This is a genomic window from Streptomyces sp. CWNU-52B (assembly GCF_047444975.1).
GTDB lineage: Bacteria > Actinomycetota > Actinomycetes > Streptomycetales > Streptomycetaceae > Streptomyces.
The window spans coordinates 24,071-37,343 of sequence record NZ_JBLFJV010000047.1 but is presented as its reverse complement, the minus strand read 5'-3'; the positions used below and the strand labels follow the sequence as shown (position 1 = coordinate 37,343).

Below are 13,273 nucleotides of genomic sequence, written 5' to 3'. Positions count from 1 at the left end.
CAGGCCGGCGAAGAAAACCGACACAGAAGACCGACACAGAAGACCGAGACAGACAGCGAGAACCAAGAAGGGCCGCACCCACGCGGGGTGCGGCCCTTCTCTCAGCTCTGCCGAGCGCAGCGATCAGGCTGCGACAACCTCGATGTTGACCTTGGCGGCCACCTCGGGGTGCAGACGCACGGACGTCTCGTGAGCGCCCAGCGTCTTGATCGGCGTGCCCAGCTCGATGCGGCGCTTGTCGACCTCGGGGCCACCGGAAGCCTTGATCGCCGAAGCGACGTCGGCCGGGGTGACGGAACCGAAGAGTCGACCGGCGTCGCCGGAGCGGACGGCCAGGCGGACCTTGACGCCCTCGAGGCGGGCCTTGATCTCGTTGGCCTGCTCGATCGTCGCGATCTCGTGGATCTTGCGAGCACGACGGATCTGCTCGACGTCCTTCTCGCCACCCTTGGTCCAGCGGATAGCGAAGCTCCGCGGGATCAGGTAGTTGCGAGCGTAGCCGTCCTTGACGTCGACGACGTCGCCCGCGGCACCGAGGCCAGTGACCTCGTGGGTGAGGATGATCTTCATGTGTCGGTCACCCTTCCCTTATCGCGCGGTGGAGGTGTAGGGCAGCAGCGCCATCTCACGGCTGTTCTTCACGGCCGTGGCGACGTCACGCTGGTGCTGAGTGCAGTTGCCGGTCACGCGGCGGGCACGGATCTTGCCGCGGTCGGAAATGAACTTCCGCAGCATGTTCGTGTCCTTGTAGTCCACGTACGTGACCTTGTCCTTGCAGAATGCGCAGACCTTCTTCTTCGGCTTGCGCACAGGCGGCTTCGCCATGTGTGTCTCTCCTGTGTGATCAAGAAGTGTGGGTACGGCCCACCTTCGGCGCTGGGCCTAGAAGGGGGGCTCGTCCGAGTAGCCGCCACCGGAGCCACCGGAACCGCCGGCACCACCGGAGCCGCCGGAGCTTCCGCCCCAGCCGCCACCGCCACCGCCACCGGCCGGGCTGCCGCCGGCAGGAGCGCTGGTCGCCCAGGGGTCGTCGGCGGGAGCACCGCCGCCGCCCTGCTGCTGACCGCCGCCGGAGCCTCCGCCCCAGCCGCCGCCCTGCTGGCCGCCGCCACCGCCGCCGCCGCTGTAACCGCCCTGGCCGCCTCGGCCGGTGGTCTTGGTGACCTTGGCCGTGGCGTTCTTCAGGCTGGCGCCGACTTCCTCGACGTCCAGCTCGTAGACCGTGCGCTTGACGCCCTCACGGTCCTCGTAGGACCGCTGCTTCAGCCGGCCCTGCACGACGACGCGCATGCCTCGCTGGAGCGACTCCGCGACGTTCTCCGCCGCCTGACGCCAGACCGAGCAGGTCAGGAACAGGCTTTCGCCGTCCTTCCACTCGTTGGTCTGCCGGTCGAAGGTGCGGGGAGTGGACGCGACACGGAACTTCGCGACCGCCGCACCGGACGGGGTGAAACGCAGCTCGGGGTCGTCGACAAGATTGCCGACGACCGTGATGACGGTCTCGCCTGCCATGGGGGAACCTCTCGGCGGGTTTGCTGCTGGCTGCTTGGTGCTGCTACTCGATGCCCGAGATCAGCTGAGCTGGAAAGCTCAGTGGGTCTCGGGACGGAGGACCTTGGTCCGGAGGACCGACTCGTTCAGGTTCATCTGGCGGTCGAGTTCCTTCACGACCGCAGGCTCGGCCTGCAGGTCGATGACCGAGTAGATGCCCTCGGGCTTCTTCTTGATCTCGTACGCGAGACGACGACGGCCCCAGGTGTCGACCTTCTCGACCTTTCCGTTCGCCTCACGGACGACGGAGAGGAAGTTCTCGATCAGCGGCGAGACAGCACGCTCTTCGAGATCGGGGTCGAGGATGACCATCACTTCGTAGTGACGCATGTATAACCCACCTCCTTTGGACTCAGCGGCCACGGTCGTTCCGTGGCAGGAGGGTTTGATGCGTTCGCAACGGTATCGGCAGCCACTGACAATCGAACCGCCGATCAGCGAACTGATCGGGGACCGAGCCGTGGCCTGGGCAGACACCGGTGCAGACGCTACAGACTACCCGCTCACCGGCTTCCGGTTGAAATCAGGGGCCTGGGACCGTCAATCTGTACCCATCGGGTGTGTACGGCGCTACGATGCGCCGCCTTCCGCAGGAGGTGCCACATGGCACAGGCATTGCGACCCAACACCGCCGGTTCCCTCTTCGCCACCGACCACAAGCCCCATCCGCTCCAGGACACGCTGCTCGCCGTGACCCTGATCCTCGGAGTGACGGCCTTCGTCTCGGCGATGTTCCACAGTCTCCATCTGCTCAGCTCATGGGCGGGGCTGGTGGGGATCATCACCGGCGCGGCCGGACAGTTCGTCTCCGAGACGACCCGGGAACGGTTCGGGCTGATCCTGGGTCTGGGTGCCGCCGCCGTCGGTTTCTTCCTCGGCATGGCGCACGGCGGCCTCTTCGGCGGCGTCATCGGCTGACAGCGGGCGACACCGGTTGGCGAACGCCGGTTGACGAGCGCCGGTTGACGGCCGCCAGGAACAGTCGCCCGGAGGCGGTGGCCCGGAGCGGGCCGCCGCCCGCAGGCGGCGCCGGACAGCAGCCGGCGGTCCCCGGACGGGCCTCCCGGCTCCGGGCCCGTCCGTCGACGGCGACACCTCGGGGTGACCCGGCCGCGTATCGGTCGGGGCCCGGGACGCATACGGCCAGCCGAGGCGCTCCCAGGGCGCAGTAGGCTTCGCCGCGAGAGCCGGAGCCCCTGTATCCATGGGGACACACCAGCCCGAGGAGCGCCCCGAATGAGCCTGACCCTGAGGACCATCAGCCGAGAGCAGCATCTGGCGTACATCCAGAGCCTGCCCGCGGCAAGCCACATGCAGGTCCCCGCCTGGGCGGACGTCAAGGCGGAGTGGCGCTCCGAGAGCCTCGGATGGTTCGACGACAGGTCCGGCGAGATGGTCGGTGCGGGGCTGGTGCTGTACCGCCAGTTGCCCAAGATCAAGCGCTACCTCGCCTATCTGCCCGAGGGTCCGGTCATCAACTGGTTCGCGCCGAATCTGACCGAGTGGCTGGATCCGATGCTCGCGCACCTCAAGCAGCAGGGCGCCTTCTCCGTGAAGATGGGCCCGCCGGTGATCATCCGGCGCTGGGAGGCCACCTCGATCAAGAGGGGCATCCAGGACCCGGACGTGAAGCGCCTGCGCGACATCGAGGCCGACTTCATCGAACCGCGCGCCTTCGAGGTCGCCGACAAGCTGCGCCGCATGGGCTGGCAGCAGGGCGAGGACGGCGGGGCGGGCTTCGGCGACGTACAGCCCCGTTACGTCTACCAGGTGCCCCTGGCCAACCGTTCGCTGGAGGACGTCCACAGGGGCTTCAACCAGCTCTGGCGGCGCAACATCAAGAAGGCCGAGAAGGCCGGCGTCGAGGTCGTCCAGGGCGGCTACCAGGACCTGGAGGAGTGGCAGCGCCTCTACGAGATCACGGCGCTGCGCGACCACTTCCGGCCCCGACCGCTCGCGTATTTCCAGCGGATGTGGACGGCTCTCAACTCAGAGGACCCCAACCGCATGCGGCTGTACTTCGCCCGGCACGAGGGGGTGAACCTGTCCGCCGCCACGATGCTGGTCGTCGGCGGGCACGTCTGGTACTCGTACGGCGCATCCGACAACATCGGGCGGGAGTTCCGGCCCTCGAACGCGATGCAGTGGCGGATGCTGCGCGACGCGTACGCGCTCGGCGCGACCGTCTACGACCTGCGCGGCATCTCCGACTCGCTGGACGAGACGGACCACCTTTTCGGCCTGATCCAGTTCAAAGTGGGTACGGGTGGGCAGGCCGCCGAATACATCGGGGAGTGGGACTTCCCGCTCAACAAGCTGCTCCACAAGGCGCTCGACATCTACATGTCGCGCCGCTGACGCGCCAGAATCCGCCTTCCCCCTCTGCTTCCCACCTCCGCTTCCCACCTCTGATAGACCGCTTACACCGCTGCCACGAGAAAGGTTCCAGGTCCGGCCATGGCGCTCACGCTCTACGTCGACACCGCACGCTGGCGGGCGCACCACAAGCACGTGTCCGAGCAGTTCCCGGGGCTCGTGCCCGTCTGCAAGGGAAACGGCTACGGCTTCGGCCATGAGCGGCTCGCCGACGAGGCCACCCGCCTGGGTTCGGACATCCTGGCCGTCGGCACGACCTACGAGGCGGCGCGGATCAAGGACTGGTTCGGCGGCGACCTGCTGGTGCTGACGCCCTTCAGGCGGGGCGAGGAGCCCGTTCCGCTGCCCGACCGCGTCATCCGCTCCGTCTCCTCCGTCGACGGCGTCTACGGCCTCGTGGGGGCCCGTGTCGTCATCGAGGTCATGTCCTCCATGAAGCGGCACGGTGTGAGCGAGCGGGATCTGCCCCAGCTGCACGCCGCCATAGAGAACGTGCGGCTCGAGGGCTTCGCGATCCACCTGCCCCTGGACCGTACCGACGGCTCGGACGCCGTCGAGGAGGTCATCGGCTGGATGGACCGGCTGCGCGCGGCACGGCTGCCGCTGCACACCATGTTCGTCAGCCATCTCAAGGCCGACGAGCTCGCCCGGCTGCAGCAGCAGTTCCCGCAGACCCGCTTCCGGGCCCGTATCGGCACCCGGCTGTGGCTGGGGGACCACGACGCGACGCAGTACCGCGGCGCCGTCCTGGACGTCACGCCCGTCGCCAAGGGCGACCGCTTCGGCTACCGCCAGCAGAAGGTCGCCTCGGACGGCTGGCTGGTCGTCGTGGCGGGCGGTACGTCGCACGGGGTGGGCCTGGAGGCCCCCAAGGCCCTGCACGGCGTCATGCCGCGTGCCAAGGGCGTGGCCCGCGCCGGTCTCGCCACGGTGAACCGGAACCTGTCGCCGTTCGTCTGGGGCGGCAAGCAGCGCTGGTTCGCGGAGCCCCCGCACATGCAGGTCTCGATCCTCTTCGTGCCCTCGGACGCCCCCGAGCCGCACGTCGGCGAGGAGCTGGTGGCCCATCTGCGGCACACCACCACGCAGTTCGACCGCGTCGTCGAGCGCTGACGGCACCCGCACGGCACCGCGCGCCGGGCCCGCCCGCCCGGAAGGCCTCCGCGGAGAACCGCATGTGAAAGGCCGTACACGGACTTCCGTGTACGGCCTTTCACATGCGCTCACCGGCATTCATCGGCGCTCACGTGCTTCTCACGCACTCCACCGCCGGTCCGCCGCGCACCTCTCGCACACCCTGTTCGCTCAGAGCGAACGCGAACTTCCCTCGGGTTCGCCGCCGCTGCCCCACTCCACCAACGGACCGTCGAAGTGCGCCGCGTGCCGTGGCGGACGGGCCGCGGCGCCCAGCGCGAAGACGTCCTCCGCGCCGTCCAGCACACCTCCCGAGGGATCGTCGTCCCCCGAGCGGCGCACCACGTCCCGCTCCGGCATGAGGATGTCGCGCACGATCACGGCACAGAGGTACAGCGTCCCCAGCAGGTGGACGGCGACGGCCAGTTGGTACCCCTCCTGCGGCAGTCCCTTGTGGGCGTCGCCGCTGGTCGTGTAGGCGAGGTACGTCCAGATCCCGAGGAAGTACGCGACCTCGCACGCCTGCCAGACCAGGAAGTCCCGCCACTTGGGACGGGCCAGTACGGCGAGGGGGACCAGCCACAGTACGTACTGCGGTGAATAGACCTTGTTGGTGAGGATGAAGGCCGCGACGATCAGGAACGCCAGCTGGGCGAAGCGCGGCCGGCGGGGGGCCGTCAGCGCGAGGGCCGCGACACCCGCGCTGGAGACCAGCATCAGCACCGTGGCCATCGTGTTGACGGTGTCGGTGACGAGCGGTGTCTCCATGCGCTGGGAGAGGATCAGCCAGAAGGAGCCGAAGTCGACTCCGCGTTCCTGGCTGAACGTGTAGAACTTCGACCAGCCCTCGGGCGCCAGCAGTATGACCGGCAGGTTCACGACCAGCCAGGAACCGGCGGCGCCGAGCAGGGCCGAGCCGAACTCTCGCCATCGGCCCGCCCGCCAGCACAGCACGAACAGCGGTCCGAGGAGCAGCACGGGATAGAGCTTGGCGGCCGTGGCGAGCCCCAGGAGGACCCCGAAGGCGAGCGGGCGGCTCCGTGACCACATCAGCATCGCCGCGGCCGTCAGAGCGACCGCCAGCAGGTCCCAGTTGATGGTCGCGGTCAGCGCGTAGGCGGGCGCCAGGGCGACCAGCAGGCCGTCCCAGGGCCGCCGCCGGTGGGTACGGGCCACGCAGACGGCGATGACGGCCGCGCAGACCATCAGCATGCCGGCGTTGACCATCCAGTAGACCTGCTCCTGGTGCTGGATGCTGCCGCTGCCCGGTGTGAGCCAGGCGGCGACCTCCATGAACACGCCGGTCAGCACCGGGTATTCGAGGTACTCCATGTCGCCTTCGAGCTTGTCGAAGTACGGCACGAGCCCGTCGGCGAAGCCCCGCCCCTGGTAGAGGTGCGGGATGTCCGAGTAGCAGGCATGCGTGTACTGGGAGCTGGCCCCGAAGAACCAGGCACCGTCGTAGCAGGGCAGTTTCTGCACCATGCCGAGGGCGAACACGCCGATCGCGACGAGTGCGACGACCCGCACGGGAGTCCACCAGGACGTCCCGGGCAGCGCACGTCGTCCCAGGGGACCGCCGATCAGTTCGCTGCCGGTGGCGGCGACCGGGTCCTCCTTGGTCGGCCGCACCAGATCTGGCTCGTGCACGCTCGCGCGCGTCGTTTCTGCACTGGGCATGCCGCACATCCTGCCGTACGTGCCTGGGAGCACGCCGAGGGTGGGCACTTTGACCGCCGCCGTCCCGGGTGTCCCGGGCGTCCCTGCGCCCTGCCCTCCCGCACTGCCGCACTCCTGCACTGCCGACTGCCGACTGCCGACTGCCGACTGCCGACTGCCGACTGCCGGAGAACGCAAAATGGCCGCCGACCGGAGTCGGCGACCATGTCGCGTCCGAAAAGGCCTCAGGAGGCCGGACCGTTCCTAGCCCGAGGAGCCTTGGAGGAAACCACCGTTGCCGTTGCCTCTGCTGGTGCCCTCGTCGCCCGTCTCGGATTCCGAGACAGAGGGGCTCGCCCCTCCGTCCGTTCCGCCCGCGTCGGCGCCGGCGTCGGTTCCGCCGTCGTCCTCGCAGTCGAAGTCGAACGGGGCACAGGTCTCACTCGTGGAGGGGCTGGGATCCGGTTCGCTCTTCGACGGTGAGGCACTCGGCGACTCGGTCTCCTCTTCCTCCTCCGTCTCAGTGGGTGAGGCAGTCGGGGTCGGGACCGGGACGTCGTCGACGATCTCACCGATGGGCTCGGGGGTCGGGAACTGCTCGACCTTCTCGCCCTTGAGCGCCTGCTCCATGTAGTCGTGCCAGATCTCGGCCGGGAACGAGGCGCCGTGGATCTTGTCCTGGCCACCCGTCCCGTACATCTCCAGGAACTCGCGCTTCTTGTTGGTCTCGTCGTCGTCCATGCGGTACATGGAGATCGCGGTCGAGAGCTGCGGGGTGTACCCGACGAACCAGGCGGACTTGTTGCCGTCGGTCGTACCGGTCTTGCCCGCCGCCGGCCGGTTGCTCAGCTTCGCCGCGGTACCGGTGCCCTTCTCCACGACGGTCCTGAGGACGTCGGTGACGTTGTCGGCTACCGGCGCGGTGAAGGCCTGCTTCGCCTTGGCCACGTTCTCGTGGGAGAAGACCGTGCCGTCCTTGTCGGTGATCTCGTCGACCGAGTACGGCTCGTTCTGCTTGCCGCTCTCCGCGAAGGTGGCGTACGCGCCGGCCATCCGGATCGCGCTCGGGTCGGAGGTACCGATGGAGAAGGACGGGAAGTTGGCGCTGGCCAGGCTGCCTTCCTTGATGCCCGCGTCGATGGCGGACTCCCTGACCTTGTCCAGGCCCACGTCCATGCCGAGCTGCACGTACGCGGAGTTGGCGGAGACCCTCATCGCCTCACGGAGGTCGATCCGGAAGCTGGGCTTGTTGTACGACTCGTCACCGTCGTTCCGCTGCAGCCACTCCTTGTCGTCCTTGTCGGTCCAGACCGTCCCGTCGTACTCCTCGATCTTCAGCTTGTTCTTGCCGCTGTAGATGCTCTTGGGAGAGACCTTCTTCCGCTCGTCCTGGGCCTGGGTCGGCTCCAGGTCGGGATCGAGGACGCCCCACTTCATGGCAGCGGCGAGGACGAAGGGCTTGAAGGTCGAACCGACCTGGGCGCCGGTCTGGTCGGCGTTGTTGGTGAAGTGCTTGGTCGCGTCCGTACCGCCGTAGATGGCCTCGATGGCACCGCTCTTCGGGTTCACCGACGCCCCGCCGAACTGGACGTGCTTGTCCGACTTCGGGCGGGCCTTCGCGTCGATGTTCTCCTTCTGGACCTTCTTCACCGCGGATTCGAGCTGCTTGACCTTCTTCTTGTCGAAGGTCGTGTGGATCTCGTAACCGCCGTCCCGAAGCTCCTTCTCGGTGATGCCGGTCTTCTCGCTGTTGTTGACGATGTACGCCTTGGCGAGGTCGACCAGGTAACCGACCTGGCCGCCCAGCTCGGCGTTGGCCCGCGGGCTCTGGAGCTTGGGGAAGTCGGGGTACTTGTTCCGCTCCTCCGCCGTCAGGTGCCCGTCCTTGACCATCTCGCCGAGGATCCACCGCCACCGGGTCTCCGCGCGCTCGCGGTTGGCCGCGGGAGTGGCGGACGGGTCGATCGACTCCGCGCCGGCCGGGTCGTAGTACGTGGCACCCTTGAGCACCGCCGCCAGGAAGGCGCACTGGCTCGCGTCGAGATCCTCGGCGTTCACGTCGTAGTACGTACGCGCGGCGGCCTGGATCCCGTAGGCGCCACGGCCGTAGTAGGCCGAGTTCAGGTAGCCGGCCATGATCTCTTCCTTCCCGACCTTGGCCCCTACCTTGATCGAGACGAAGAGCTCCTTGAACTTGCGGGAGACCGTCTGCGACTGGTCCTCCAGCATGGCGTTCTTCACGTACTGCTGGGTGATCGTCGAGCCACCCTGGGTCTGGCCGCCCTTGGCCATGTTGAACAGGGCCCGGCCGATGCCCATGGGGTCGACGCCCCGGTCGGTCTCGAACGTCTTGTTCTCGGCCGACATGACGGCGTAGCGCATCTCCTTGGGAATCCGGGAGTAGTCGATGATCTGCCGGTTCGTCTCACCACCGGTGGCGACCATCTGCGTGCCGTCGGCCCAGTAGTAGACGTTGTTCTGCGCCTCCGCCGTCTTGGCGATGTCCGGCAGGCCCACCAGCGCGTACGCGACTCCCGCGACCGCCATCATGCTCCCGAAGAAGCCGATGAACAGTCCCGTCACGAGCCTCCAGGACGGCACCCAACGTGCCGCCCCGTACTTGCCCGCGCGGGGGTAGTCGATGATCCGCTTCTTCGGCGGCACGGACCCACGCCCGCGGCCCCGGCCTGGGCCGGTGGGCCCGCCGGGGCCACCCGGGCCACCTCGCCGGCCGCCACCACCGTGGCCTCCCGGCCCCGCGCCGTCGGCTGCTCTGCGTCGACCGGCGCCGCTGCTGCTTCTCTGTGATGCCCGTCGGGCCTCGGCGCGACTGCCGAACGGGCGTTCCTCACCCCCCGAGTCGTATGAATCGGAAGGAGACTCGGTTGCGCCCCGCGGTGCCGAACGGCGGCCGGAGGACGAGCCGGTCTGGCCGCGTCGGGCCGCGGCACGTCCGCCACCCTGCGGCTGCGTCGGTTTGCGACGGTGCTCGCTCATCGAACGATTACTCCTCGGGCAGGCGCACCTGAGCGCGCCTGGAAACGGCGGCTGGTTTCCGGTCCCCCCGAAGTACGGATGCGGTCGTTTTTGCATTCATCCGTACCGCACCGAGGACAAGGACGTCCCCGGGCGTCACTCGGTTCCCGGTGGTCTGCATGGCGCACAGACTACGCACCGTCAAAACCCGCCTAGGGCCGAAGTTCACCCCAAACCAGGCAACTTGCTTCCTACGAATCCATGATGTGACGCCGTTCACCGTGCTCCCCCTTGCCGCATGGGACGGACCGATCTATCGTTCCGATGTATCGAGTCGATACATCAGCTCGGCATAAAGACCGTCACGGCAGGGCCGCGGCAGAGAGGAGGCGACGATGAGCCGGCGTGCCGGAATCCTCGAGTTCGCCGTCCTCGGACTTCTCCGCGAGTCCCCGATGCACGGCTATGAGCTGCGCAAACGCCTCAATACGTCACTGGGTGTGTTCCGTGCGTTCAGCTACGGGACGCTCTACCCCTGCCTCAAGACGCTGGTCGCCAGCGGCTGGTTGATCGAGGAACCGGGGAACACCCACGAGGACGCTCTCGCGGCGCCGCTCGCCGGACGCCGCGCCAAGATCGTCTACCGGTTGACGGCCGAAGGTAAGGAACATTTCGAGGACCTTCTCTCGCAGACGGGTCCCGACGCGTACGAGGACGAGCATTTCGCCGCTCGCTTCGCCTTCTTCGGCCAGACGTCACGGGATGTACGGATGCGGGTCCTCGAAGGCCGCCGCAGCCGGCTCGAGGAGCGCCTGGAGAAGATGAGCGCCTCACTGGCGCGCACCCGGGAGCGCCTCGACGACTACACGCTTGAGCTCCAGCGCCACGGAATGGAGTCCGTGGAGCGCGAAGTGCGCTGGCTGAACGAGCTCATCGAGAGCGAGCGGGCGGGCCGGGACCACCGGCGTTCCGGCCCTGACGGCTCCGCTCAGCAGAACAACACATCTGGGGAGTCGGGCGGCCTGCCCCGGCCCGGGGACACCCCCGGGCCGGATCCGTCCGGCGACACTGCCACGTGAAGACCTCTCAGGGCTTCACCAGTACACACAGGGAGCAACCGGAATGGGTTCGGTTCGCGTAGCCATCGTCGGCGTGGGCAACTGCGCCGCCTCACTGGTTCAGGGCGTCGAGTACTACAAGGACGCCGATCCGGCGGCCAAGGTGCCGGGTCTGATGCACGTCCAGTTCGGCGACTACCACGTGGGTGACGTCGAGTTCGTCGCCGCCTTCGACGTCGACGCGAAGAAGGTCGGCCTCGATCTCTCGGACGCCATCGGCGCCAGCGAGAACAACACCATCAAGATCTGCGACGTCCCGAACAAGGACGTCCCGGTCCTGCGCGGCCACACCCACGACGGGCTCGGCAAGTACTACCGCGAGACCATCGAGGAGTCCGCCGAGGCTCCGGTCGACGTCGTCAAGGTCCTCAAGGACAAGCAGGTGGACGTCCTCATCTGCTACCTGCCCGTCGGTTCCGAGGACGCGGCGAAGTTCTACGCCCAGTGCGCCATCGACGCCAAGGTCGCGTTCGTCAACGCCCTGCCGGTCTTCATCGCCGGCACCAAGGAGTGGGCGGACAAGTTCACCGAGGCGGGCGTCCCGATCGTCGGCGACGACATCAAGTCGCAGGTCGGCGCCACCATCACGCACCGGGTGATGGCGAAGCTGTTCGAGGACCGCGGTGTCCGTCTCGAGCGCACCATGCAGCTCAACGTCGGCGGCAACATGGACTTCAAGAACATGCTGGAGCGCGACCGCCTCGAGTCGAAGAAGATCTCGAAGACGCAGGCCGTCACCTCGCAGATCCCCGACCGCGACATGGGCGCGAAGAACGTCCACATCGGCCCCTCGGACTACGTGGCGTGGCTCGACGACCGCAAGTGGGCGTACGTCCGCCTCGAAGGCCGCGCCTTCGGTGACGTCCCGCTGAACCTGGAGTACAAGCTCGAGGTCTGGGACTCCCCGAACTCCGCGGGTGTCATCATCGACGCGCTGCGCGCCGCGAAGATCGCCAAGGACCGCGGCATCGGCGGCCCGATCCTCTCCGCGTCGAGCTACTTCATGAAGTCCCCGCCGGTCCAGTACTTCGACGACGAGGCCTACGACAACGTCGAGAAGTTCATCAAGGGCGAGGTCGAGCGCTGAGGCTCGTCCTTCGCGCGACCGCCGTCCGCGCGGCTGTCGAGGGCCCCCGGAGCACCGCTCCGGGGGCCCTTTCCCTGTGGTGCCTGTGCGAGGCTGAGACCCATGACTGTCGTGGGTGACCTGCGCGTACTCCTGCGTCTGGGGAACTTCCGACGGCTGCTCGCCGTACGGCTCCTGTCCCAGGGCGCCGACGGGGTCTACCAGGTGGCGCTCGCCACGTACGTCGTCTTCTCACCGGAGAAGCAGACCTCCGCGGCCGCGATCGCCTCCGCGATGGCGGTCCTGCTCCTCCCGTACTCCCTCGTCGGCCCCTTCGCAGGCGTCCTCCTGGACCGCTGGAGACGCCGCCAGGTCTTTCTGTACGGGAACCTGCTGCGGGCGCTCCTGGCGTCCCTGACGGCCGTCCTGATGCTGAGCGGCGTGCCCGACTGGCTCTTCTACGCGTCCGCGTTGTGCGTGACCGCCGTCAACAGGTTCGTCCTGGCGGGTCTGTCCGCCGCGCTGCCCCGGGTCGTCGACCCCGAGCGACTGGTGATCGCCAACTCCCTGTCACCGACGGCCGGCACGCTCGCCGCGACCCTCGGCGGTGGTCTCGCCTTCGTCGTACGCCTCGTCGGTTCCGACTCCGACGCGGCGGTGGTCCTCGTGGGAGCCGCCCTGTACGTGTGCTCCGCGCTCGCCTCGCTGCGACTGGCCCCGGATCTGCTGGGACCCGACCGGCGGTCGGTGCGGCCCCGGCTGAGGACGGCGGTGCTCGGCACCGCTCGCGGCCTGACGGAGGGCGTACGCCATCTCGCCGAGCCCGCGCGCCGGGAGGCCGCCTGGGCGCTGACCGCGATGACGCTGATGCGGTTCTGCTACGGGGCGCTGACGGTCATGGTGCTGATGCTCTGCCGGTACGCCTGGTCGTCCGGCCCCGAGGACGACGGGCTCGCCCTTCTCGGTCTGGCCGTGGGGATCTCCGGAGCGGGCTTCTTCGCCGCGGCCCTGCTGACACCGACGGCGGCGAACCGCCTGGGACCGGGCGGCTGGATCATCGCCTGCGCCGCGTCCGCCGCGGTGCTGGAACCGGCTCTGGGGCTGCCGTTCGCCGAAGTCCCGCTGCTGATCGCGGCCTTCGTGCTGGGCCTGACCACCCAGGGCGCGAAGATCGCGACGGACACCGTGGTCCAGTCGTCCGTCGACGACCACTTCCGTGGCCGGATCTTCGCCGTCTACGACGTCCTGTTCAACGTCGCCTTCGTCGGCGCCGCGGCGGTGGCTGCCCTGATACTGCCCCCTGACGGCCGTTCCGTGGCGCTTGTGGTCACGGTGGCCGTTATCTACGGGGCAGTTGCTGCGACTATGGCCCGGTTTCGGCTCCAGTAAGTGT

Annotated in this window: 12 protein-coding genes; 6 read left to right on the top strand and 6 right to left on the bottom strand. The window is 68.2% G+C overall.

Annotated features, from left to right (window positions below; genetic code table 11):
* Positions 1-123: 123 nt before the first annotated feature.
* The 4 genes from rplI to rpsF form a co-directional block, all read right to left on the bottom strand.
* Positions 124-570, bottom strand: coding sequence for a 50S ribosomal protein L9 (gene rplI, locus ACLVWQ_RS31430; RefSeq protein ID WP_414112630.1), 447 nt, complete (start codon positions 568-570; stop codon positions 124-126).
* Positions 571-588: 18 nt separating this feature from the next.
* Positions 589-825 (bottom strand): 30S ribosomal protein S18, encoded by a 237-nt coding sequence (gene rpsR, locus ACLVWQ_RS31425; protein ID WP_003949403.1) that lies wholly within the window; start codon positions 823-825, stop codon positions 589-591.
* Positions 826-882: 57 nt separating this feature from the next.
* Positions 883-1,512, bottom strand: coding sequence for a single-stranded DNA-binding protein (locus tag ACLVWQ_RS31420; protein WP_414112629.1), 630 nt, complete (start codon positions 1,510-1,512; stop codon positions 883-885).
* 78 nt (positions 1,513-1,590) lie between these two features.
* On the bottom strand, positions 1,591-1,881 hold the full coding sequence (gene rpsF, locus ACLVWQ_RS31415) for a 30S ribosomal protein S6 (RefSeq protein WP_028804085.1): 291 nt from the start codon (positions 1,879-1,881) through the stop codon (positions 1,591-1,593).
* A gap of 273 nt (positions 1,882-2,154) precedes the next feature.
* Here rpsF and ACLVWQ_RS31410 point away from each other — a divergent pair, with 273 nt between their 5' ends.
* The 3 genes from ACLVWQ_RS31410 (at position 2,155) to ACLVWQ_RS31400 (ending at position 5,040) form a co-directional block, all read left to right on the top strand.
* The gene (locus ACLVWQ_RS31410; protein ID WP_414112628.1) at positions 2,155-2,469 is read left to right on the top strand and encodes a hypothetical protein; all 315 of its coding nucleotides are present in this window, start codon (positions 2,155-2,157) and stop codon (positions 2,467-2,469) included.
* Between the two features lie 318 nt (positions 2,470-2,787).
* The gene (locus ACLVWQ_RS31405; protein ID WP_414112627.1) at positions 2,788-3,909 is read left to right on the top strand and encodes a lipid II:glycine glycyltransferase FemX; all 1,122 of its coding nucleotides are present in this window, start codon (positions 2,788-2,790) and stop codon (positions 3,907-3,909) included.
* 99 nt (positions 3,910-4,008) lie between these two features.
* Positions 4,009-5,040, top strand: a complete 1,032-nt coding sequence (locus ACLVWQ_RS31400; RefSeq protein ID WP_414112626.1) for an alanine racemase — start codon at positions 4,009-4,011, stop codon at positions 5,038-5,040.
* Between the two features lie 192 nt (positions 5,041-5,232).
* Here ACLVWQ_RS31400 and ACLVWQ_RS31395 read toward each other — a convergent pair whose 3' ends face one another.
* Together ACLVWQ_RS31395 and ACLVWQ_RS31390 are read right to left on the bottom strand one after the other, a co-directional pair.
* Entirely contained in the window at positions 5,233-6,750 is a 1,518-nt protein-coding gene (locus ACLVWQ_RS31395; protein WP_414112822.1) for a glycosyltransferase family 87 protein, read from the bottom strand.
* Positions 6,751-6,984: 234 nt separating this feature from the next.
* Positions 6,985-9,717 carry a transglycosylase domain-containing protein gene (locus tag ACLVWQ_RS31390; RefSeq protein ID WP_414112625.1) on the bottom strand — a complete coding sequence of 911 codons (2,733 nt, stop codon included), beginning with the start codon at positions 9,715-9,717 and terminating at the stop codon, positions 6,985-6,987.
* A gap of 374 nt (positions 9,718-10,091) precedes the next feature.
* Here ACLVWQ_RS31390 and ACLVWQ_RS31385 point away from each other — a divergent pair, with 374 nt between their 5' ends.
* The 3 genes from ACLVWQ_RS31385 (at position 10,092) to ACLVWQ_RS31375 (ending at position 13,269) form a co-directional block, all read left to right on the top strand.
* The gene (locus ACLVWQ_RS31385; RefSeq protein WP_414112624.1) at positions 10,092-10,775 is read left to right on the top strand and encodes a PadR family transcriptional regulator; all 684 of its coding nucleotides are present in this window, start codon (positions 10,092-10,094) and stop codon (positions 10,773-10,775) included.
* Positions 10,776-10,818: 43 nt separating this feature from the next.
* Positions 10,819-11,901: an inositol-3-phosphate synthase gene (locus tag ACLVWQ_RS31380; protein WP_414112623.1), complete on the top strand. Its 1,083-nt coding sequence runs from the start codon at positions 10,819-10,821 to the stop codon at positions 11,899-11,901.
* Between the two features lie 102 nt (positions 11,902-12,003).
* Entirely contained in the window at positions 12,004-13,269 is a 1,266-nt protein-coding gene (locus tag ACLVWQ_RS31375) for an MFS transporter (protein WP_414112622.1), read from the top strand.
* Positions 13,270-13,273 lie beyond the last annotated feature (4 nt).

Excerpts from the sequence above, each read along its gene's own strand:
- rplI (WP_414112630.1), bottom strand. The coding sequence starts at position 570 with ATGAAGATCATCCTCACCCACGAGGTCACTGGCCTCGGTGCCGCGGGC.
- rpsR (WP_003949403.1), bottom strand. The coding sequence starts at position 825 with ATGGCGAAGCCGCCTGTGCGCAAGCCGAAGAAGAAGGTCTGCGCATTC.
- ACLVWQ_RS31420 (WP_414112629.1), bottom strand. The coding sequence starts at position 1,512 with ATGGCAGGCGAGACCGTCATCACGGTCGTCGGCAATCTTGTCGACGAC.
- rpsF (WP_028804085.1), bottom strand. The coding sequence starts at position 1,881 with ATGCGTCACTACGAAGTGATGGTCATCCTCGACCCCGATCTCGAAGAG.
- ACLVWQ_RS31410 (WP_414112628.1), top strand. The coding sequence starts at position 2,155 with ATGGCACAGGCATTGCGACCCAACACCGCCGGTTCCCTCTTCGCCACC.
- ACLVWQ_RS31405 (WP_414112627.1), top strand. The coding sequence starts at position 2,788 with ATGAGCCTGACCCTGAGGACCATCAGCCGAGAGCAGCATCTGGCGTAC.
- ACLVWQ_RS31400 (WP_414112626.1), top strand. The coding sequence starts at position 4,009 with ATGGCGCTCACGCTCTACGTCGACACCGCACGCTGGCGGGCGCACCAC.
- ACLVWQ_RS31395 (WP_414112822.1), bottom strand. The coding sequence starts at position 6,750 with ATGTGCGGCATGCCCAGTGCAGAAACGACGCGCGCGAGCGTGCACGAG.
- ACLVWQ_RS31390 (WP_414112625.1), bottom strand. The coding sequence starts at position 9,717 with ATGAGCGAGCACCGTCGCAAACCGACGCAGCCGCAGGGTGGCGGACGT.
- ACLVWQ_RS31385 (WP_414112624.1), top strand. The coding sequence starts at position 10,092 with ATGAGCCGGCGTGCCGGAATCCTCGAGTTCGCCGTCCTCGGACTTCTC.
- ACLVWQ_RS31380 (WP_414112623.1), top strand. The coding sequence starts at position 10,819 with ATGGGTTCGGTTCGCGTAGCCATCGTCGGCGTGGGCAACTGCGCCGCC.
- ACLVWQ_RS31375 (WP_414112622.1), top strand. The coding sequence starts at position 12,004 with ATGACTGTCGTGGGTGACCTGCGCGTACTCCTGCGTCTGGGGAACTTC.